Here is a 19,627-nt window from a genome sequence, read left to right on the forward strand (position 1 = left end):
CCTTCCTGCAGCAGGTCATGCGTATGTGAGGTGACCGTACATCGGATGACCGGAATCGTGGGTCCGGGGTGCGCAGAAGGTGAAGAACGCGGGAGAGGGTGCGGATAGGGGCCCGGGCGCCCTTCGGGCCGACCTGGGACCCGCTGGCTGCGGGTCGACCGAGAGCCGTTGTCTACTGAGCGTCCGGGCCCCACCCGGGTCGCACCTGCCGACCAGCCGAAACCCTCCGTCGCCCCGTACCGCTGGTGCTGGACCTGGCTCCCAGTGGCGGTGTGCCGCGGCGCACCGCCCCATGGCCCAGCTGCGTTCGACGACTGCGCGGAGGTCTCCCGGTCGGACGTCCTGTGGTGGACTCGGCCGAACCTACCGGCCGCCGACCGCCTGCTGTCAACAGGTGCTCCGCCTGCGTCGTTTTCGCGTCGTCCCAGGTCAGCAACGAGCGGCCCCTGGTGGGGCGAGTAGCGGCAAGCACGGGCCGCGAAGGGACCTGCCCGCCCGATGTCACTCGTTCGGCGGCCCGAAGACCGTGCGCCCGCCGACGACCGTCCGCAGGCACACCGGAAGGTCCCGGCCCGGCGTGAGATCGGGCAGGCCGGGGGTGCCCGAGCGGGGGTCGGTGGACCAGCGCTCCACCCGCTCGTCGGGCGCCTGGACGACCAGGTCGCCGGTGCGCCAGACCGCGTAGTCGGCGGGCGCGCCGGGCACCAGGACGCCCGCGTCGTCCCGGCCGACGGCCCGCCAGCCGCCCCGGGTGTGGGCGGTGAAGGCGGCGCGGGCGGAGATGCCGTGGGCGGGGGTGCGGTGGAAGACCGCGGCGCGCACGGTGCCCCAGGGGTCGAGCGCGGTGACCGGGCTGTCGGAGCCCAGGGCGAGTGGCACACCGGCCTTGAGCAGCGCGGCGTACGGGTTGAGGGTGGCGGCCCGCTCGGCGCCGAGGCGGGCGGCGTACATGCCGTCGGGGCCGCCCCAGGCCGCGTCGAAGGCGGGCTGGACGGAGGCGGTGAGGGCCAGTTCGGCGAAGCCGGCGATGGTGGCCCCGGTGAGCATCTCGGCGTGTTCGACGCGGTGCCGGGCGGCCCGGATCCGGTCCGTTCCCACCCGCTCGGCGGCGGCCCGTACGCCGTCGGCGACGCTGGTCAGGGCGGCGTCGCCGATGGCGTGGAAGCCGGCCTGCAGTCCGGCCTCGGTGCAGGCGGCGACATGCGCGGCGACCGCGTCGGCGTCGAGCTGCGCGGTGCCGGTGTGGTCGGAGTCCGCGTACGGGGCGTGCAGATGGGCGGTGTGCGAGCCCAGCGAGCCGTCGGCGAACAGATCGCCCGCGGCGCCGATCGCGCCGAGCTCGCGGATCCGCTCGGCATCCTTTGCGGATGCGACCGCCTCGGCCCAGTAGCCGACCACGCGGGGGCCGGTCCCCTGGCGGGCGAGGGCGAGCAGTGCGGTGAAGTCGTCCTCACCGGAGATCTGCGGGCCGGCGCATTCGTGGATGCTGCCGATGCCGAGGGCGGCGGCCCGGGCCAGTGTGGCGGCCTGCGCCTCGGCGCGCTGGGCGGGGGTGACGGTGGCGAACGCGGCGCGGCGGACCGCGTGGTGGGCGTCGCCGGTCAGCGGGGCGTCGGCGCGGAACCCCACGCGGTCGCGGATGCCGGGGACCAGGTCCAGCAGGGCGGTGGTGACGACCGCGGAGTGCACGTCGACCCGGGTGAGGTAGAGCGGCCGGCCGCCGGTGGCGGCGTCCAGTTCGGCGCGGGACGGGGGGCGGCCCTCGGGCCAGGCGCTGGCGTCCCAGCCGTGCCCGAGCAGGATCCGGTCCGCGGGGCGGGCGTCGGCGTAGGCCCGGACCCGGGCCAGCGCGTCGGACAGCGAGGTGACGCCGAGCAGGTCGAGGCCGGTGAGGGCGAGCCCGGTGGCCGTGGTGTGCACATGTGCGTCCGTGAACGCCGGGGTGACCAGCGCCCCGTCCAGCCGGACGACCTCGTCGACGCCGTCGGCGAACGAGTCGGCCGCGCCCTCCTCACCGACCCAGGCGATGCGGTCACCCTCCACGACCATGGCGGTGGCGAAGGGGTCGGCGGGACTGTGCACCTCACCGCCGCGCAGCAGAACGGTGCGGGGAGAAGCCGGCTCGGGGATGTGCTCGCTCATACCGGACAGTCTGGCCCCTGCGCGGGCACGCTCCGCACGCAGGGGGTGCCCCAGGGTGTGCTTCCGCCTCAGATGCGCGGCGGGCGGGACTCGTACGGGGTGGACAGCACCACGGTGGTGCGGGTCGAGACCCCGGCGAGGCTGCGGATGCGGGTGAGCAGGTGCTCCAGTTCGAGCGGGGCGGCGACCCGGACCTTGAGGATGTAGTTCTCGTCGCCGGCGACGCTGTGGCAGGCCTCCAGCTCCGGGACCTCGGCCAGCCGGTCGGCGATGTCGTCGGGGGCGCTGGGGTCGAAGGGTTTGACCGAGATGAAGGCGGTGAGCGGCAGGCCCACGGCTTCCGGGTCCACGATCGCGGCGTAGCCGCGGATCACACCGCGCTGCTCCAGGCGGCGCACCCGCTGGTGCACCGCCGAGGTGGACAGGCCGGTGGCCTTGCCCAGGTCGGTGTAGCTCATCCGCCCGTCCTTGACGAGCAGATCCACGATTTGTCGGTCCAACTCCTCCACCCGTTCAACCTACTGTGCGCGGGCGCGTATGCGCATCGCGCGCCGGATCGTGGACACCCCCGCGCCCTCTCGTGTGACCAATGCCACATGGGTGAACCCGTGTCCGCGGGGCAGCCGCGATTATGCGCGCGGCATGAAGGGAATTGCTGGTGGTGGCCAGGATCGCCCGTCAAGGAAGTCAGCGGTCCCCGCGGCCCACCCGAGGGGGATGGACATCATGCGACGCCTTCAGCAGGACTCCGCCGCCGCGAACATCGGCGCCCAGGAGGGCGACAGTTCCGGCCTCACCGGCGACGACGACGCGTACGACGCCTTCGACACCTTTGAGATCTACCGGGTGACCTGCCCCGACTGCCTGCAGCCGATCGCGCTGCTGGCGGACGAGGACGCCCTTCCCGAGCACGCGCTGTGCCCGACTCCGTGGAACCCGTTCGGACTGACGGTGTGCCAGGGTTCCGGCCGTCCGGTGGCCGAGGCCCCGGAGACCGAGGACGCGCTGGACGCCCAGGAGCAGGACGCGGCCGTGCTGCTGACCCTGCCGGAGGGCCTGGACTGGCGCCGCCAGCCGTTCTCGCACATCGGCGGGCCCGGCACCCGCCCGCTGCGGGTGCCGCGGATGCGCCGCAGCGCCTGACGTCCCGCCCGCGGCCGTCCGTCGGCCGCGGCAGTCCTCGTAGGCGTACGGGGGCCCAGGGCCCGGCCTCAGCGCCTCACCAGTACCGGCCCTCGATCATCGCCTCCAGACTGGCCCGGTGGAGGATCAGCGCATCGGCGTCCTCCGGTACCGGCACCTCCCCGAAGTGCACCTGGCGGTAGGCCACTCTCAGCATCACGACGGCGTGCCGCAGCGCCGCGTAGAGGGTGTGGAACTCCATGTCGCGCGGGGTGTGCCCGGTGAGCCGGGCGTAGCGGCTCTCGACGGCGTCCCGGCGCAGGAAGCCGGGCAGTCCCCGCTGGCCGCTGCCTTCCGTGAGGTCCTGGAAGAAGCGGTGGAGGTAGATCATCCAGCCCAGGTCCAGTTCCCGGGGCCCGAGCGCGGCCATTTCCCAGTCGAGCACGGCGGCGGGTTCGAATCCGTCGTAGACGATATTGCCGATCCGGGCATCGCCCCAGGTCAGGACGGTTTCGCCGGGGTCGGCGGGCCAGTGGTCGGCGAGCCAGGCGAAGCCGCGCTCGATCAGCGCCGAGCGGGGCTTTCCCGCAACGACCCAGGAGTAGTAGGCGCGTTGGGCCGAGACGTGCCGCCGCAGGGCACTCCCGGTTCCGGCGTCGGCCAGGAAATCGGCCTCGGCGAGCGGGACTTGGTCGTGGAGCCGGGCGAGCACCCCGACGCTGGCGGCCTCCAGCCGGTCGCGTTCGGCGTCGGTGGCTGCGAAGAGCCAATTCCCCTCGTACGTATAGGGCATGACGTCCGGCGGCACCCGGCCGTCGGCCCGGGCCATGACGAAGAACGGGGCGCCGAGGTGCGCCGGGTCCTCCTCCAGCCAGAGCGTGCGGGGCACCGGGAGGTCGGTGTGCGCGGCGACCAGCCGCATGGTGCGGTACTGGCGGGGCATGTCGTAGCGCGGGAAGACGGTGTACGCGGCCGGGTCGGCGGCCAGCCGCAGTGCGCACGAGGGCACTTGGGCCTCGGGGTGCTCGATGTCGAAGAGCAGCGTCTCGCTGGACATGCCGTTGGAGCCCGGGACGGTGGTGTGGGTGGCACGGGCGCCGGGGAGCCGGGTGCCGAGCCAGGCGGTGAGCCGGGAGGTGAGCTCGCCGGGGTCGCGCGTGGTGGTGCGGGGCCGGGGCGTAGTGCTCATCGGTCCGTCTCCGGGGCCACCGCCGCGTAGCCGGTGAAACCGCTGGGGTCGTGGCGCCCGAAGCTGCCGTGCTCGAAGATCCCGTAGCCGGTGCGGCCGTCGAGGGTGAAGCGGGCGGCGTGGTCGGTGACGCCGTAGGCGGCCAGGGGGTGCGCCGCCGGATCCTTGAGGTCGTAACTGCGCCGGTCGGTCCAGCCGCGGCCGCGCCAGGTGCCGTGCTGCCAGTCGTCGTCGGGGTCGGGGTGGGGGTCCCCCTGCTCGAACGGAGTTGAGAGCTTGGGGGAGGATAGCCGGCGCCGACAGCCAGGGGCGAGGAGGTGAGGATCTCGGCGGTGAGGTCCAGGGGTTCGCGGGCCGGGCCGGTGAGCTGCACGACCGCGCGCTCGGGGTGCCGGGTGCCGGGCCGGTAGGTGATGTCCGTGTGGGGCCAGCCGAGTTGGACGTCGGGGCGGTCCGGGCGGACCAGCCGCGCCTCGTTCAGGGTGCGGTACCCGTCGGCGTCCTCCTGGACGATGACCATGACGAACCGGTCGTCGAAGCGGACCGGGCACCAGATCCAGTGGAAGCCCTCGGGCCGCAGCTCCTCCCCGGCCCGGCCGGGGTCCTCGCCGGGGATCGGCCGGACGCCCCAGCTGCGGTCGCGGGTCCCGGTCCACTCCCCCGCCGTGACGGCGATCTCCTCCCCCGCGACCCGGATGCGGCCGGTACAGGTGCCCGCCTGGACGAACCGCCGCGCCTGGAGCGTCAGCCGGTCGCCGCGGTACTGGGTGTGGTGCGGTTCCCAGGTCGCCGGGAAGGCCGCGGTCCAGGTCAGGTCGTATGCCAGGCCGTCCGGGTCGCCGGGGTCCGCGGCGCAGGTCAGCCGCAGCCGGGCGAGCGGCTCCTCGACGGTGATCGTGAGCGGGCCGACGGTGAGCGCCATCCGGTCGTCGGTGAGCGCGTCGGAGGCCCGTACGGCGTGCAGCCGGTCACCGAGGCGGAGGGTGGCGTAGGCGTCGATGACGCCGGTGTTGGGATAGACCCCGAGGCCGGCGATCAGCAGGGCCCGGCCCGAGTGGTCCAGGACGTGGAAGATGCACCGGTCGTAGGCGTTGCGGTCGCCGGTGGCGACGTGCCGCAGGGACAGCGGGACCTGGTGGATGGGGTATTCGTCGAGCGCGATGGGACGGTCGGACACTTCTCCTCCTGGGCGCTCGGGCAGGCCGGGCACCGCCTGGACTCGCGGGCCGCGGCGGGGAGTTGACGGTACGTCAGCTCGGCACGGACGGCCAGACCCCGGTGGGGTGAGAGGTGTCGACGGCAGCGGGCGGGCCGGGTGCACCGGCCCGCCCGGTGGGGATCAGCGGCCTTCCGGGCCCGCGAGGTGGCGGGCGATGACCATCCGCTGGATCTGGTTGGTGCCCTCGACGATCTGGAGGACCTTGGCCTCGCGCATGTAGCGCTCGACCGGGAAGTCGAGGGTGTAGCCGTAGCCGCCGAGGAGCTGGACGGCGTCGGTGGTGACCCGCATCGCGGTGTCGGTGCAGAAGAGCTTGGCCATCGCCGCCTCCTTGGAGAACGGCAGACCGGCGTCGCGCAGCCGGGCGGCGGTGAGGTAGAGCGCCCGGCCGGCCTCGATCTGGGTGGCCATGTCGGCCAGCATGAAGCGCAGACCCTGGAAATCCACCAGCGGGCGGCCGAACTGCCGGCGCTCGGCGGTGTACGACAGCGCCTCGTCCAGCGCCGCCTGTGCGAGACCGACGGCGCAGGCGGCGATGCCCAGGCGGCCGGAGTCCAGGGCGGACAGCGCGATGGCGAAGCCCTGGCCCTCGTCGCCGATGCGGCGGGCGTCGGGGACGTGGACGCCGTCGAAGTGCAGCTGGGCGGTCGGGGAGCCCTTCATGCCCATCTTGCGCTCGGGGGCGGCGGCGCTCAGCCCGTCGGCGTCGCCGGGAACGAGGAAGGCGGTGATGCCGTGGGCGCCGCTGCCGCCGGTGCGGGCCAGGACGGTGTAGAAGTCGGCCACGCCGCCGTGGGTGGTCCAGGCCTTGGTGCCGCTCAGGGTCCACGTGTCGCCCTCGCGCTCGGCGCGGGTGGTCAGCGAGGCGGCGTCGGAGCCGGAGGACGGCTCGGAGAGGCAGTAGGCGCCCAGCAGGCCGCCGCCGAGCATGGCGGGGAGGTGTTCGGCGCGCTGCTCCTTCGTCCCGTAGCCGGCGAGGCCGTGGCAGGCGAGGGTGTGCACGCTGACGCCGAGGCCGACGGTGAGGCGGGCGGCCGCGAGCTCCTCGACGACCTGGAGGTAGACCTCGTAGGGCTGGCCGCCCCCGCCGAATTCCTCGTCGTAGGGCAGTGAGAGCAGTCCGGACTCCGACAGCAGCCGGAAGGTCTCGCGGGGGAAGCGGCCGGCGTCCTCCTCCTCGGCGGCGGTGGGCCTGATCTCCCGCTCGGCGAGCTCTCGCACGAGCGTCATCAGGTCGCGGGCTTCCTCCGTGGGCAGCCTGCGGTCCACCGGCCGGGGGCCGTACTCGGTCATGGCGGCGCTCTCCTCCCTGTCGGGCGCTGCGGCGACGCGCGCGGGGTGGGCGGCGGCGCCGTTTCCGTGGTGCCAGGCCGATGATCGCTTTCCGGGTCTCGGAAGGCGATGACCTGCGGCTGTGGCGCTAGGAGTATGCCCGATCGGCGGCTCCGCGTCACGGGTTGATCAACAGCGGGGTACGGGTTCCGGCCCGCTACCCGGACGGCACGCGGTGCCGCTACCGGCCGCCGGTGAAATTGGTCCGAACCATTGACGCACTGGTCTAGTCCTTCTACCTTCTCCTCAACGTTCAACGCGTTCATGCCAATTCGGAACGCAGGTCATCAAGGCTTCCCCCTCGCCCCCTCCGAGGAGACGACATGCTCAGACCGCACCGGATGCGATCGCCGCGCCGGCTGATCGCCGCCGCCACCGCGCTGTGTACCGCGGCGCTGGCCGGCACCCTGCTCGCCGGACCGGCCTCGGCCCACCCGTCGCCCGCCACCACCCCGGCTGGAGCCGCTGCGCGGCACCCCTCCGTGCCCCCGGCCGCCTCCCACTCCCCCGCGGCCGCCGTCCCCACGGCGAAGCCGGCCGCGGCGGGCGGCAAGGTGGTCGGATACTTCACCAACTGGGGTGTCTACGACCGCAATTACCACGTCAAGAACATCGAGACGTCCGGGTCGGCGGCCAAGCTGACGCACATCAACTACGCCTTCGGCAACGTCCAGGGCGGCAGGTGCGCCATCGGTGACTCCTACGCCGACTACGACAAGGCCTACACCGCCGACCAGAGCGTCGACGGCAAGGCGGACACCTGGGACGCCGGCGCGCTGCGCGGCAACTTCAACCAGCTCAGGAAGCTCAAGAAGCTGCACCCGGGCCTCAAGGTGATCTGGTCCTTCGGCGGCTGGACCTGGTCCGGCGGCTTCGGCGAGGCCGCCAAGAACCCGGCCGCCTTCGCCCAGTCCTGCTACGACCTGGTCGAGGACCCCCGCTGGGCGGACGTCTTCGACGGCATCGACATCGACTGGGAGTACCCCAACGCCTGCGGGCTGACCTGCGACACCAGCGGGAAGGACGCCTTCACGGGCGTCCTGAAGGCGCTGCGGGCGAAGTTCGGGCAGAACAACCTGGTGACCGCGGCGATCACCGCGGACGCCTCGGCCGGCGGCAAGATGGACGCCGCCGACTACGCGGGCGCGGCCCAGTACGTCGACTGGTACAACCCGATGACGTACGACTACTTCGGCGCCTGGGACGCCAAGGGCCCGACCGCGCCGCACTCCCCGCTCTCGTCGTACAACGGCATCCCCAAGGCCGGTTTCAACACCACCGACACCATCACCAAGCTGAAGGGCCTCGGGGTGCCGGCGAGCAAGCTGCTGCTGGGCATCGGCTTCTACGGCCGCGGCTGGTCGGGCGTCACCCAGGACGCACCGGGCGGCACGGCGACCGGCGCGGCGCCGGGCAAGTACGAGGCCGGCATCGACGACTACAAGGTGCTCAAGACCCGCTGCCCGGCCACCGGCAAGGTGGGCGGCACCGCCTACGCCAAGTGCGGTGACCAGTGGTGGAGTTACGACACCCCGGAGACCATCGGGACCAAGATGGCCTTCAAGAACGCCCAGGGCCTGGGCGGCACGTTCTTCTGGGAACTGAGCGGTGACACCACCAACGGCGAGCTGATCAAGGCGATCAACTAGCCGTTGGGGCACGGAACGCGGACGGGCGGGAGGTGGCGGCCTCCCGCCCGTCCGGCATGCCGCCCCGCCGGTCAGGCGGGTGGCCGCGGCGGGGCCGGGCAGGCCGGTTCGAACTCCTCGATCAGCCGGAGGGTGGCGCCCAGCCCGCGCACCAGCAGCGCCACCACCGTCTCGCGGGGCAGCTCCGGTTCCCCGATCCAGTCCAGGGTGACGCCCTCGACGCTGGAGAGCCAGCCGGTCAGCGCGGTGCGGGCGAGCGGCGGGAGGTCGGTACGGCCCCAGGCGGCGAGCGCGATGGTGCCGAGCAGCCGGGCGCGCACCGTGTCGCGGATCGCCATGACCTCCGCGTCGAAGCCGACCCCGCCGGTGACGATGGTGCGGTAGGCGGCCTGGTGGTGCTGGGCGTAGCGCAGATAGCCGTCGACGGTGCGCTGGACGCGTTCGACCGGCGGCAGGTCATGGGTGGCGCCGGCCCGCTCGACGAGCTCGGCGACCGCGTCCTCGATGATCGCGAGGTAGTAGCCGCGCTTGTTCGTGAAGTAGTAGTAGATCAGGCCCTTGGCGACGCCGGCCTGGCGGGCGATGTCGTCCATCGACAGCGCGTCGTAGGAGGTGTCGGCGAACAACTTCCGTCCGGTGGCTATCAGTTCGGCGCGGCGCGCCTGGGAGCGCACGGTGCCGCGAGCGGCCGGGGAGCCGCTCGCACCGCGCTGTTGACTCTTATTCAAAATCCGCCCTAGTCTCCAACTGCCAAGCGTTTCGCGAAGTATGACAGAGCGTCATCACCTGCGGCCGCACCCGCAGGGCTCCACCGGCACTTCCCTCGCGCATTCGACCGCTGCCCCGGGGAGGACGCAGTGAGCTCAACCCGCCGGTCGTGCCGCCGTTCGTCTACATGACGGACGTGGACGCCGAACGGGCCCTGGCCACCTCGGACCTGATCACCGCGGACGGCCTGCGGCTGCGGGCGGGCTCCCGGCACGCCTGAGCGACGGCGCGCGGGGTTTACGGTTCCGTCCCGGCCGAGCACCATCGGCACGTACGGTGCAGGAGCCGCTGCGGAGAGGTGACACGTGGTCAACCCCTGGCTGGCGATGGAGGCCGGCGCCGATCCGGTGGAGCGCACCCGCACGGTGCGCCGGGCCCATGCCGCGTTCCTGGCCGACGGGACCGTCGCCCCGCCGGTCCGCCGGGTCGTCGCCGAGTCCTGGCGCCGGTCCGCGCACGCGCGGGCCGCGTGGGACGGCGTCGCGCCGATCGAACTGGACGACGCGGCGCTGCGGGCCCACCGCGAGAGCCATCCGCTGGCCCGCGCGATGCCCGTCTTCCGGGACCTGCTCGGCAGCTTCGCGCAGGACGGTGCGCATCTGCTGGCCGTCTGCGACCAGCAGGGGCGGCTGCTGTGGGTGGAGGGGCACCGCGGGGTGCGGCGCAGCGCCGAGCGGATGAACTTCGTGGTCGGCGCGCGCTGGGACGAGACGCACGCCGGCACCAACGCCCCCGGCACCGCGCTCGCCGCCGACCACGCCGTGCAGATCTTCGCCGCCGAGCACTACAACCGGCAGGTGCAGCGCTGGACCTGTGCCGCAGCACCGCTGCACGATCCGCGGACCGGGCGGCTGCTGGGCGCGGTGGACATCACCGGCGGCGACCATCTGGCGAGCCCGCACAGCCTGGCCCTGGTGCAGGCCACCGCCCGGGCCGCGGAGGCCCATCTCGCGGCCGGGGCGCCGGAACCGGGCGCATGCCTGTCCGTGCTCGGCCGGGACGAGGCGCTGCTGGTCGTCGACGGCCGGCGGCTGCGGCTCGGGCGCCGGCACAGCGAGATCGTGCTGCTGCTGGCCCGCCATCCCGCGGGCCTGACGGGTGATCAGCTCGCGGTGCAGCTGTACGGCGAGCGCGAGATGCGCCCGGTGACGCTGCGCGCCGAGCTGTCCCGGCTGCGGCAGCTCGTCGGCGGACTGCTGCACTCGCGGCCGTACCGTCTGAGCCGGCCGGTGGAGACCGATCTCGGCACGGTCGAGGAACGGCTGGCGGCCGGCGATCCGTGGTCCGCGCTGGACGGTTACGACGGCCCGCTGCTGCCGTCGTCGGAGGCGCCCGGCGTGCGGCGGCTGCGGGACGCTCTCACGGGCCGGCTGCGCACCGCGCTGCTCGCCGGGGGCGATCCGGGGCTGCTGGGCGCGTGGTCCCGTACGCCCTGGGGCGAGGACGACCTGGAGGTCTGGGAGGCCCTGGTGGACGCGCTGCCGGAGCGGTCACCGGCCCGTGGCGCCCCGCGCGCCACCGCGGACCGGCTGCGCGCCGCGTACGGTCTGACCGGCGGCGCGGCACAAGCCCCGGCCGCCGCGCGGGTCGCAACGTTCCGGCAACCTCCGCGGTCCTAGGGTGCGCCCATCGCCCGCCGCACGGGAGCGGCGGGCCACAGCGCCGAGAGTGATGGGGAGGCCGCCTCATGGCCCGTTACGCCAGCCCGGGTTCCGCCGATGCCGTGATGAGCTATCTGCCGCGTTACGACCACTGGATCGGCGGCGAGTTCGTGGCGCCCGCATCGGGCCGGTACTTCGAGAATCCGACGCCGGTCAACGGACAGCCGTTCACCGAGATCGCCCGCGGCACCGCCGAGGACGTCGAACGGGCACTGGACGCCGCGCACGCGGCCGCGCCCGGCTGGGGCCGTACCTCGGCCGCCGAACGCGCCGCCGTGCTCCTCCGGATCGCCGACCGGATGGAGGCGAACCTCGAAGCCCTCGCGGTCGCCGAGAGCTGGGAGAACGGCAAGCCGGTACGCGAGACCCTGGCGGCCGACATCCCCCTCGCGGTCGACCACTTCCGCTACTTCGCGGGGGCGCTCCGGGCCCAGGAGGGCTCGCTGTCGGAGATCGACGAGGACACCGTCGCCTACCACTTCCACGAGCCGCTCGGCGTGGTCGCCCAGATCATCCCGTGGAACTTCCCGATCCTGATGGCCGCCTGGAAGCTCGCCCCGGCGCTGGCGGCCGGCAACGCGGTCGTCCTGAAGCCGGCCGAGCAGACCCCCGCCTCCCTCCACTTCTGGATGAGCCTGGTCGCGGACCTGCTGCCGCCCGGCGTGGTCAACATCGTCAACGGCTTCGGCGTCGAGGCCGGCAAGCCGCTGGCGTCCAGCCCCCGGGTCGCCAAGATCGCCTTCACCGGTGAGACCACGACCGGCCGGCTGATCATGCAGTACGCCTCCGAGAACCTGCGCCCGGTGACGCTCGAACTGGGCGGCAAGAGCCCCAACCTCTTCTTCGACGACGTCTCCGCCGCCGACGACGACTTCCTCGACAAGGCGCTGGAGGGCTTCACCATGTTCGCCCTCAACCAGGGCGAGGTGTGCACCTGCCCGTCCCGCGCCCTGATCCAGCGCGGCCACTACGACGACTTCCTGGCGGCCGGCGTGGCCCGTACGGAGAAGATCGTCCAGGGCCACCCGCTGGACACCGACACCATGATCGGCGCCCAGGCGTCCAACGACCAGCTCGAAAAGATCCTCTCCTACCTGGACATCGGCCAGAAGGAGGGCGCCCGCATCCTGACCGGCGGCACCCGCGCCGAACTCGGCGGCGAACTGGAGAGCGGCTACTACGTCCGCCCCACCGTCTTCGAGGGCAACAACGACATGCGGGTCTTCCAGGAGGAGATCTTCGGCCCGGTGGTCGCGGTGGCCCCCTTCGCCGACTTCGACGACGCCATCGGCATCGCCAACGACACCCTCTACGGCCTCGGCGCCGGTGTCTGGACCCGCGACGGCTCCACCGCCTACCGCGCCGGCCGCGCCATCCAGGCCGGCCGCGTCTGGACCAACTGCTACCACGCCTACCCGGCCCACGCCGCCTTCGGCGGCTACAAACAATCCGGCATCGGCCGCGAGACCCACAAGATGATGCTGGACCACTACCAGCAGACGAAGAACTTGCTGGTGTCGTACTCTCCGAAGAAGCTGGGGTTCTTCTAGACGCCTGACGGAGGGCGCCTGACGGGGGCTTGTGCCCGTCAGGCGCCCTCCGTCCGGTGTGCTGAGTGGGAAAAGACTCCGGGCTGCGAACGAGCTCTGCTGAGGCGGCCGGTCTCCGCATACCCGGCAGCGGATCATTCGGTACCGAGGAGGTCGCCCCGTTGGCACGTCATGCGAATGACGGCTCCAGTTCTGCGATTCTGTTCCGTTCTCCGCGCACCTTCACGGTCTGGCGCTACGGGGTCGGGCACTCGCAACTGCTCCTGCGCGCCGTGCCGGATGGTGGGGACGCCCGCTGCCTGGACCTGCTCTTCGAAGGCGTGCGCGCCATGCGACTGGTCACTCATTACGCATCACTTGAGCTTCGCACCGCGAGCGACAGCGAATCCCAGCAGATGCTGGAGTTCTCCGAACTGTCCCCGCCGTGGCGCGAACGGTACGGCGTTGTTGCCCTTCATTCGAGAAGCGGGTCAGGGTCCGTGCTGTGCAGCCGGATCAGTGCTCTGCGCGGCGGAGAGGACCCGGTGGGGCTGCCGGAAGGACCCGAGGACCGTGAGGTCATCTGGAGCATGCGCCTGCGGCCGTGAGCAAGGCATCACCCCTCGGCCGCCGAATCCGCATCGGTCACGGCCGCCGTGGACGCCGGCTCCAACGGCTGTTCCGCCCAGATGGTTTTGCCGTTGCGTATGTAGCGGGTGCCCCAGCGTGCGGTGAGCTGGGCGAGGTGCTGCTGGTGTCCGATGTGGTCGGCCGTCGCGGACGGGCTGCGCGATCCGCACGCGATGACCGTGTCCACCGTCGACGAGGCCGGTGACCCGGAGCCCGCGTACTGATCCTCAAGGGCGTGGACGGCCGGGGAGGGCAGTTCGCCGGGCACGGCTTCGGCCCGAAGGGGCATCGAAATGAGGGGCCGGCACCGGTCAGGCGGCTGCCTGCCGGTGGCGGAAGGTGCGGCGGTAGGCCTGGGGGCTGACACCGAGGGCGGTGTGGAGGTGTTGGCGCAGGGAGATGCCGGTGCCGAATCCGGCGCGGTGGGCGACGAGGTCGACGGGCGGCGACCCCGGCGGAGGTGAGGACGTCGCCGTCGTCGACGTACAGGACGTCGGGCTGGACGCGGAGGGTGGTGAACATCCGCTGGAGCCGGTCGGCCTCCCGCCAGTGGGTGGTGGCGGGACGGCTGTCCCGGAGTTGCAAATCTCCCTTGCAAGGACTGTTTGCAACTTCTAGGCTGCCGCGCATGCCACCCGAACCTCAGGAAATCAGCGACGTGGAGGCCCTCCGGGTGCTCGCGCACCCCATGCGGCAGAAGATCGAGCAGTGCCTGCGGAAGGGCCCCGCCAACTCCACCACCCTCGCCCGCGAACTGGGCGAGAGCACCGGGCTGACCAGCTATCACCTGCGCCGGATGGCCCAGCACGGGTTCATCGAGGAAGCGCCCGAGCTGGCGAAGGGGCGGGAGCGGTGGTGGCGAGCGGTGCCCGGGGACCGCCGGTTCCCGCCGTACAGCCGGCAGACGCCGCAGATGCGCGAGGCGCTGACCCAGATGCACCGGCTGAACCTCGCCGAACTCCTCGACAGCGCCCGGCAGTTCGAGGCCGCACGCGACACCCTCGGCCCCTGGGCGGACGCGGCGCTCTTCTCCCGTGCCACGCTACGGCTCAACCCGGCCCAACTCCGCGAGTTCTTCGAAGAGTACATCGCGCTGCTCCACCGGTACTCCCCCGCGCAGGAGGAAGCGGCTCCCGATGCGCGCGCCGTCCTGGTACGTCTGCTCGGGTTTCCCGAGGTCGGCGCAGAGGACGGCACGGCGTGAGGCTCTCGTTCCGTCGACGCATATCCGCGCTGGCGGCCGTGGTGGGGACGGTGGTCCTCGCCGCCCTGTTGATACCGGCGGGCGCAGCCCGGGCCGACGGTCACCGGTCGCCCGGGCGCGTCCCCGGCGGCATGGGCCTGGTCCGCCAGGAGGTTTCCTTCCGGGGTGGTGAGGGGCTCGTTCTGCACGGGACGGTGCTGAGCGCGGTCACGGCACAGGGGGCGCCCGCCCGGCCCGGGATCGTGCTGGTCGGCGGGTCGGGGCCGGGTCCTCGCGAGGAGTACCGGCAGGAGGCCGAGGCCTTCGCCCGCGCGGGGATCACGACGCTGGTGTACGACAAGCGCACGGTGCGCTACTCCAGGATGGACGTCGACTTCGGCCTGCTGGCCGAGGACGCCCTGGCCGGGGTGCGGCTGCTGCGTGGCCGGACGGGGGTGGATCCGCACCACGTCGGTCTGTGGGGGTTCAGCGAGGGCGGCTGGGTCGCCCCGCTGGCCGCCGCGCGCTCCTCGGACGTCGGCTTCGTGGTCACGATCGGTGGATCGGGTCTCCCGCCCCTGCGCACCCAGACCTGGAACCTCACCACCCATCTGCGGCATCGCGGCGTCGCCGGGTCCTTCCTCCCCGCCGTGCAGGGGCCCACCGCCCGACTCGTCGACTCCACCGGCCGGTTCCCCGAGGCGGACTTCGATCCGCTGCCGGCACTGAGGCGGATGCACCACACACCGGTGCTGGCCCTGTGGGGCGATCACGACAGGCAGGTGCCGCCCCGTGAGAGCGCGCGGGTGTTCCGGCGCGTGCTGGCCGAGGCGGGCAACCGGCATGTCGTCACCCGTTTCCTCCGGGGTGCCGCCCACAACGGCCACCGCACCTCGGACGGCTTCGACCGGATCGCCGGACCGCGCTATCAGGGCAAGCTGTTGGGGGCGCTGGCCCCGGGCTACGTCCACACCCTCGCCTCCTGGGTGGATGCGGTGGCCTCCGGTCACCCTCCCCGGTCCAGCGCCGCCCCGGCACCGCCGCAGACAGCGAGCAGCGCACCGGCGCCCGGCGCCTGGTACGCCTGGCTGCCTCCCGTACTGCTGCTCCTCGGGTTCGCCGCCTCACCGGTGAGCGGGGCGCTACGACGGATCGCGCGGCGCCCGCGGCCCGGCACGACCCAGGGTGCGGCCCTGCGGCGTTGGTTGGCCGGGCTGGGCCTGCTCGCGGTGACAACGGCGGTGCTGTGCCCCCTTGCGGTCTTCGTGGTGGGCGACGGGGGTGCGGCCGGACCGGTGGTGGCGGGACGTCCCCTGGGATGGCTGGTGGCGCAGGCGCTGAGCCTCACCGTGGTCGCGTTGACCGGTGTCGCGGCCTGGCGCCGGTGGAACGAGCCCCGCACGGCGGGGAGTTCGCGGCCGCCCGCCCGGACCGGGGTGGCGAGGGCGTCGCTGATGACGGCGGCCGTGCTGTTCGTGCCGTGGGCGCTGTGGTGGGGGACGTTGCGCCCGTGAGGAACACCGCGGCCCCGGTCCGGGGCCGCGGTGGCCGAAGGTGTCACACCCCGGTAAGCCCTCCGCGCCCGCCCGTTGGCCGGGCTCACCCCGCGTGGAGCGCGACGAACAGTGCGGACGTGCACAGGACGAGCATGCCGGTGGCGTTGAGGAAGAGGTTGCGCCCGTAGTCCTTGGCGCGGAGGTGCAGGGAGATGGCGACGAGGAAGTAGACCACCAGTGAGGCGGTGGTGAGAACGGCCAACGGCAGGAACCAGATGCCGACGATCAGGCCGGCCGCCGAGGCGGTCTTCATCACGGGCAGCCACCCCCAGTACCGGCGGGGGAAGCCCACGTCGTCCAGGCAGGCCCGGATGAATCCGACCGGCCCGACACACAGTGCGGCATCGCCGAGCTGGACGGCGGCCAGGCCGGCAAAGAGCCACCACGGATTGATCACCACGGATACCTCGTCTCGTAGCGCTGGAAAGGCTGTCGCACGAGGGACGGACGCGGGCCGGCGATTCGTGACATCACCACGGCGACGGGAGTGGCGGGCGGCAGCACGGGCCACCCGCCGCCCTGCCCACCAGGCCCGTTCATCGCATCGTTATCGCCGTCATATTTATTATTGCACTGTGCAATGTTGCGGGGAGTCCGATGACCGATCCCGTGCGGCGCGGCCGGTGTGCGGGAGCGGCAGACGACGCCCCACACCCCCTGAGCCCTCACCCGGCATGGCCGTGGCAGGATTCCCGATCATGACGCTTGAACCATCGGACCGGCCCGTCGCCCTGGTCACGGGGTCCACCTCGGGGATCGGCGAGGCCGTCGCGCGGAGGCTGGCGGCGGACGGCATGCGGGTCGTCGTGCACTCCCGGCACAGCACGGAGGCCGGGGAGGCACTGGCGGCGGAGCTCGGCGGGGCGTACGTACGGGCCGACCTGGCGGTGGAGGAAGAGGCCCGGGGGCTGGTCGAGGCGGCGCTCGCCCGGTACGGGCGGCTGGACGTGCTGGTGAACAACGCGGGCATCAGCTGGCCGATCCCGCACCACGACCTGGCGGCGGCGACCCCGGCGGACTGGCGGCAGCTGCTGGAGGTCAACCTGATCGCGCCCTGGGTGCTGTGCACGGCGGCGCTGCCGGCACTGCGCGAATCCCCGGCGGGCGGCAGCATCGTGAACGTCACCAGCCACGCCGGGGTCCGCCCCAAGGGCTCCTCGGTGCCGTACGCGGCGAGCAAGGCCGCGCTGAACCACGTGACCCGGCTGCTCGCGGCCGCGCTCGCGCCCGACGTACGGGTCAACGCGGTGGCCCCGGGTCTGGTCGACACGCCCATGACCAAGGACTGGGCGCACGCGCACGAAATCTGGCGGGACCGCGCGCCGATGCGCCGCCCGGCCCAACCCGCCGACGTGGCCGGCCTGGTGGCGTCGGTGATCGCCAGTACCTATCTCACCGGCGAGGTCATCCTGCTCGACGGCGGGCTGAATCTCACCTGACGCACCGTTGACCGGAGCCCCGGACCGGGGCGGGCGGCCGGAGTTCCCGCGCCCGCCGGAGCGCGCCGCTCAGGCCGCCGTGAACCAGGTGCCCAGCGCCTCGTGCAGGCCGTCGCCCGTGGTGCCCTGCCAGGCGACGTAGCAGTCGGGCCGGAGCAGCAGTGCGGTGTCCAGTTCCGGGACGGCCACGGTGTCGACGTGCGACGCCCAGGGGCCCGCGTCGAGGGTGCCCGTCGGGTCCAGGAGGAGCGGCCGGCCGGTGCGGGTCAGCTCGCGCAGGCCAGGCAGGTCCGGCGCCCACCGGCCGACGAGCGTTCCGGTCGCCGGCCCCATGTCGTAGCTGATGTCCGCGCCGGACAGCAGATCCGCGAGGTGCTGCCGCGTCGCCGGCTGGGCGAGCAACTCGCCGAAGAGTTCCCGCAACGCCGTCACCTCGCCTCCCGGCCGGATCAGCAGCGACTGCGCCTGGGTGTGCATGGCGACCCGCCGCGCGGCCGGGGACCGCTCCGCCTCGTAGGTGTCCAGCAGCCCCTTCGGCGCGTGGCCACGCACGTCCGCGGCCAGCTTCCAGCCGAGGTTCACCGCGTCCTGCAGGCCCAGGTTGAGCCCCGGGCCGCCGATCGCCGAGTGCACGTGCGCGGCGTCCCCGAGCAGGAATATCCGGCCCGCGCGGTAGCGGGAGGCGATCCGGGTGTTGCCGCCGGACAGCCGCCGCATCGCGTGCGGTCCCGGCCCGTTCGGCGGGTCGAGCGGCACGTCCGCGCCGAGCACCCGCGAGACGCTGGCCCGCAGCGCGTCGAGCGAGGCTTCGCCCTCGGCCGGCTGGCCCCACTCCACCGTGCTGATCAGCGGATCGCCGCCGGGGAACGGCGCCCAGGCGATCAGGCCGTGGTCGGTCCGCAGGTGCCGGAACGGCGGCACGGTGCCGAAGCCGGGCACGACCAGCCCGCCGTCGGCCCCGACCCACTCCCGGGGCACGCCGACATGTCCGGTGCGCGACACCGAATCGTCCGTGGTCACGCCGGGGAAGTCGATACCGGCGAGCTTGCGGACCACGCTGTGCCCGCCGTCGGCGCCGACCAGGAACGCCGCCTCGACCGGCTCCCGCCCGCGCAGCTCGACCACCACCGACCGCTCGCCCTGCGCCAGCCCGATGACCTCGTGGTCGCGGCGGATCTCGACGCCCAGTTCGGCCGCGCGCTCCGCGAGCATCCGCTCGATCCGGCGCTGCGGCACCTGCAATGTGTGGAGCGGGCTGTCCGGCAGACCGGTCAGGTCCAGCGGGAAGGCACCGAAGACGTAGCCGGGCACCGGCTGAGGGGTGGCCGGGGCACCGGGCGCGGTCAGCCGCTCGTACAGTCCGCGCCGGTCGAGCATCCGGACGATCTGACCGACCAGGCCGTTCGCGCGCTGCTCGGAGGTCGGTTCGGTGCGGCGTTCCAGCACGAGGGGGCGCACACCGGCCAGGGCGAGCTCGCAGGCGAGCATCAAGCCGTTGGGTCCGGCGCCCGCGATGACGACGTCGATCATGAGTGGGTCTCCGTTTCCAGGCAGGGGCCATCGGCCCGGCGACGGCCGGGCTTCTGGTCCGGGTGGATTCCTACGGGGTCGACAGCCCCGCCGCGACCCGGGAGAGGGCGTCCGCGAGCAGACGGCTCACCGCCACCGGCGGGTCGGTGCGGAGGTGGTGCGCGATAGCCGTGTTGATCGCGGCGACGACCGCGGACGCGACGAGGTGCGGGTACAGGTCCTGCTGCGGATCGGTACCGGTACGGTCGGCGACCGCCGCGGCGATCTCGGCCTCGGCGACGGCCCCGGCCCGCAACATCTCGCCCTGCAGGGCCGGTTCGGAGACCATCATCCGCACGCCGGCCGTCCACCGGTCCGCGTCGGCGAGGGGATGAGCTGCCGCCTCGGCGTCCGGCGCGAACTGGGCCAGCACCGACCGGGTGATCGCCTCCCAGAGCGGCTCCTCCGGACCCTCACGCAGCGCCTCCGCGATGCGGAGGCCGCGGTCGAGATGACGGGCGACGATCGCTTCGCCCTTGCTGGAGAAGTAGTTGTTGAACGTGCGCGGGGAGACGCCGGCCGCCTCGGCGATGTCCTCCACCTTGACGTTGCCGAACCCGCGCTCCACGGTCAGCCGGACCGCCGCCCAGCTGAGCGCCGCACGCGTCTCGGCCTTCTTCTGTTCTCGCAACCCCATGA

At 73.0% G+C, this 19,627-nt stretch carries 17 protein-coding genes and 2 pseudogenes; 8 read left to right on the forward strand and 11 right to left on the reverse strand.

The features are described from left to right. Positions 1–501: 501 nt before the first annotated feature. Positions 502–2,142, reverse strand: a complete 1,641-nt coding sequence (locus OJ254_RS25665) for an amidohydrolase (RefSeq protein ID WP_265364258.1) — start codon at positions 2,140–2,142, stop codon at positions 502–504. Positions 2,143–2,210: 68 nt separating this feature from the next. Then, the gene (locus OJ254_RS25670; RefSeq protein ID WP_265364259.1) at positions 2,211–2,651 is read right to left on the reverse strand and encodes an Lrp/AsnC family transcriptional regulator; all 441 of its coding nucleotides are present in this window, start codon (positions 2,649–2,651) and stop codon (positions 2,211–2,213) included. A gap of 208 nt (positions 2,652–2,859) precedes the next feature. On the opposite strand from OJ254_RS25670, the gene OJ254_RS25675 reads away from it, so the two are divergent. Next, on the forward strand, positions 2,860–3,285 hold the full coding sequence (locus OJ254_RS25675) for a hypothetical protein (protein WP_265364260.1): 426 nt from the start codon (positions 2,860–2,862) through the stop codon (positions 3,283–3,285). A gap of 76 nt (positions 3,286–3,361) precedes the next feature. Here the strand turns inward: OJ254_RS25675 and OJ254_RS25680 are convergent, their stop codons facing one another. The 3 genes and pseudogenes from OJ254_RS25680 to OJ254_RS25690 all read right to left on the reverse strand — a co-directional run bounded on the left by OJ254_RS25680 (position 3,362) and on the right by OJ254_RS25690 (position 6,965). Next, positions 3,362–4,453: a phosphotransferase family protein gene (locus tag OJ254_RS25680; RefSeq protein WP_265364261.1), complete on the reverse strand. Its 1,092-nt coding sequence runs from the start codon at positions 4,451–4,453 to the stop codon at positions 3,362–3,364. Then, positions 4,450–5,630, reverse strand: a pseudogene (locus tag OJ254_RS25685) (Rv3169 family protein). The gene OJ254_RS25680 and the pseudogene OJ254_RS25685 overlap by 4 nt, the downstream one beginning before the upstream one ends. 162 nt (positions 5,631–5,792) lie before the next feature. Continuing rightward, entirely contained in the window at positions 5,793–6,965 is a 1,173-nt protein-coding gene (locus OJ254_RS25690) for an acyl-CoA dehydrogenase family protein (protein ID WP_265364262.1), read from the reverse strand. A gap of 362 nt (positions 6,966–7,327) precedes the next feature. Between OJ254_RS25690 and OJ254_RS25695 the strand changes: the two genes are divergently transcribed. Further along, positions 7,328–8,653: a glycoside hydrolase family 18 protein gene (locus tag OJ254_RS25695; protein ID WP_265364263.1), complete on the forward strand. Its 1,326-nt coding sequence runs from the start codon at positions 7,328–7,330 to the stop codon at positions 8,651–8,653. Positions 8,654–8,724: 71 nt separating this feature from the next. Here OJ254_RS25695 and OJ254_RS25700 read toward each other — a convergent pair whose 3' ends face one another. Continuing rightward, positions 8,725–9,381, reverse strand: a complete 657-nt coding sequence (locus tag OJ254_RS25700) for a TetR/AcrR family transcriptional regulator (protein ID WP_265364264.1) — start codon at positions 9,379–9,381, stop codon at positions 8,725–8,727. 345 nt (positions 9,382–9,726) lie between these two features. Here OJ254_RS25700 and OJ254_RS25705 point away from each other — a divergent pair, with 345 nt between their 5' ends. From OJ254_RS25705 to OJ254_RS25715, 3 genes are all read left to right on the forward strand, one after another. After that, positions 9,727–11,040, forward strand: coding sequence for a GAF domain-containing protein (locus tag OJ254_RS25705; protein WP_265364265.1), 1,314 nt, complete (start codon positions 9,727–9,729; stop codon positions 11,038–11,040). A gap of 68 nt (positions 11,041–11,108) precedes the next feature. After that, positions 11,109–12,632: an aldehyde dehydrogenase gene (adh, locus tag OJ254_RS25710; RefSeq protein WP_265364266.1), complete on the forward strand. Its 1,524-nt coding sequence runs from the start codon at positions 11,109–11,111 to the stop codon at positions 12,630–12,632. 161 nt (positions 12,633–12,793) lie between these two features. Then, on the forward strand, positions 12,794–13,219 hold the full coding sequence (locus OJ254_RS25715) for a hypothetical protein (protein WP_265364267.1): 426 nt from the start codon (positions 12,794–12,796) through the stop codon (positions 13,217–13,219). 8 nt (positions 13,220–13,227) lie between these two features. On the opposite strand, the gene OJ254_RS25720 is transcribed toward OJ254_RS25715, so the two are convergent. After that, positions 13,228–13,530, reverse strand: a complete 303-nt coding sequence (locus OJ254_RS25720) for a hypothetical protein (protein WP_265364268.1) — start codon at positions 13,528–13,530, stop codon at positions 13,228–13,230. Between the two features lie 152 nt (positions 13,531–13,682). Further along, positions 13,683–13,820, reverse strand: a pseudogene (locus OJ254_RS31925) (AraC family transcriptional regulator); the annotation flags it as partial. Between the two features lie 49 nt (positions 13,821–13,869). On the opposite strand from OJ254_RS31925, the gene OJ254_RS25730 reads away from it, so the two are divergent. Then, positions 13,870–14,445, forward strand: a complete 576-nt coding sequence (locus OJ254_RS25730) for an ArsR/SmtB family transcription factor (RefSeq protein ID WP_265364269.1) — start codon at positions 13,870–13,872, stop codon at positions 14,443–14,445. Further along, positions 14,442–15,938: an alpha/beta hydrolase family protein gene (locus OJ254_RS25735; RefSeq protein ID WP_265364270.1), complete on the forward strand. Its 1,497-nt coding sequence runs from the start codon at positions 14,442–14,444 to the stop codon at positions 15,936–15,938. Before OJ254_RS25730 ends, OJ254_RS25735 begins: the two co-directional genes overlap by 4 nt. 85 nt (positions 15,939–16,023) lie before the next feature. Here the strand turns inward: OJ254_RS25735 and OJ254_RS25740 are convergent, their stop codons facing one another. After that, positions 16,024–16,380, reverse strand: coding sequence for a DoxX family protein (locus OJ254_RS25740; RefSeq protein ID WP_265364271.1), 357 nt, complete (start codon positions 16,378–16,380; stop codon positions 16,024–16,026). Positions 16,381–16,678: 298 nt separating this feature from the next. Here OJ254_RS25740 and OJ254_RS25745 point away from each other — a divergent pair, with 298 nt between their 5' ends. Continuing rightward, the gene (locus OJ254_RS25745) at positions 16,679–17,419 is read left to right on the forward strand and encodes an SDR family NAD(P)-dependent oxidoreductase (RefSeq protein WP_265364272.1); all 741 of its coding nucleotides are present in this window, start codon (positions 16,679–16,681) and stop codon (positions 17,417–17,419) included. Positions 17,420–17,488: 69 nt separating this feature from the next. Here OJ254_RS25745 and OJ254_RS25750 read toward each other — a convergent pair whose 3' ends face one another. Both OJ254_RS25750 and OJ254_RS25755 read right to left on the reverse strand, forming a co-directional pair. After that, complete coding sequence (locus tag OJ254_RS25750; protein ID WP_265364273.1) at positions 17,489–18,949, reverse strand: FAD-dependent monooxygenase; 1,461 nt, start codon at positions 18,947–18,949, stop codon at positions 17,489–17,491. 70 nt (positions 18,950–19,019) lie between these two features. Next, positions 19,020–19,625: an acyl-CoA-like ligand-binding transcription factor gene (locus tag OJ254_RS25755; RefSeq protein WP_265364274.1), complete on the reverse strand. Its 606-nt coding sequence runs from the start codon at positions 19,623–19,625 to the stop codon at positions 19,020–19,022. Positions 19,626–19,627 lie beyond the last annotated feature (2 nt).

The organism is Streptomyces endophytica (assembly GCF_026153355.1).
Lineage (GTDB): Bacteria > Actinomycetota > Actinomycetes > Streptomycetales > Streptomycetaceae > Streptomyces > Streptomyces endophytica.

Excerpts from the sequence above, each read along its gene's own strand:
- OJ254_RS25745 (WP_265364272.1), top strand. The coding sequence starts at position 16,679 with ATGACGCTTGAACCATCGGACCGGCCCGTCGCCCTGGTCACGGGGTCC.
- OJ254_RS25680 (WP_265364261.1), bottom strand. The coding sequence starts at position 4,453 with ATGAGCACTACGCCCCGGCCCCGCACCACCACGCGCGACCCCGGCGAG.
- OJ254_RS25675 (WP_265364260.1), top strand. The coding sequence starts at position 2,860 with ATGGACATCATGCGACGCCTTCAGCAGGACTCCGCCGCCGCGAACATC.
- OJ254_RS25750 (WP_265364273.1), bottom strand. The coding sequence starts at position 18,949 with ATGATCGACGTCGTCATCGCGGGCGCCGGACCCAACGGCTTGATGCTC.
- OJ254_RS25755 (WP_265364274.1), bottom strand. The coding sequence starts at position 19,625 with ATGGGGTTGCGAGAACAGAAGAAGGCCGAGACGCGTGCGGCGCTCAGC.
- OJ254_RS25690 (WP_265364262.1), bottom strand. The coding sequence starts at position 6,965 with ATGACCGAGTACGGCCCCCGGCCGGTGGACCGCAGGCTGCCCACGGAG.
- OJ254_RS25665 (WP_265364258.1), bottom strand. The coding sequence starts at position 2,142 with ATGAGCGAGCACATCCCCGAGCCGGCTTCTCCCCGCACCGTTCTGCTG.
- OJ254_RS25695 (WP_265364263.1), top strand. The coding sequence starts at position 7,328 with ATGCTCAGACCGCACCGGATGCGATCGCCGCGCCGGCTGATCGCCGCC.
- adh (WP_265364266.1), top strand. The coding sequence starts at position 11,109 with ATGGCCCGTTACGCCAGCCCGGGTTCCGCCGATGCCGTGATGAGCTAT.
- OJ254_RS25720 (WP_265364268.1), bottom strand. The coding sequence starts at position 13,530 with ATGCCCCTTCGGGCCGAAGCCGTGCCCGGCGAACTGCCCTCCCCGGCC.
- OJ254_RS25730 (WP_265364269.1), top strand. The coding sequence starts at position 13,870 with ATGCCACCCGAACCTCAGGAAATCAGCGACGTGGAGGCCCTCCGGGTG.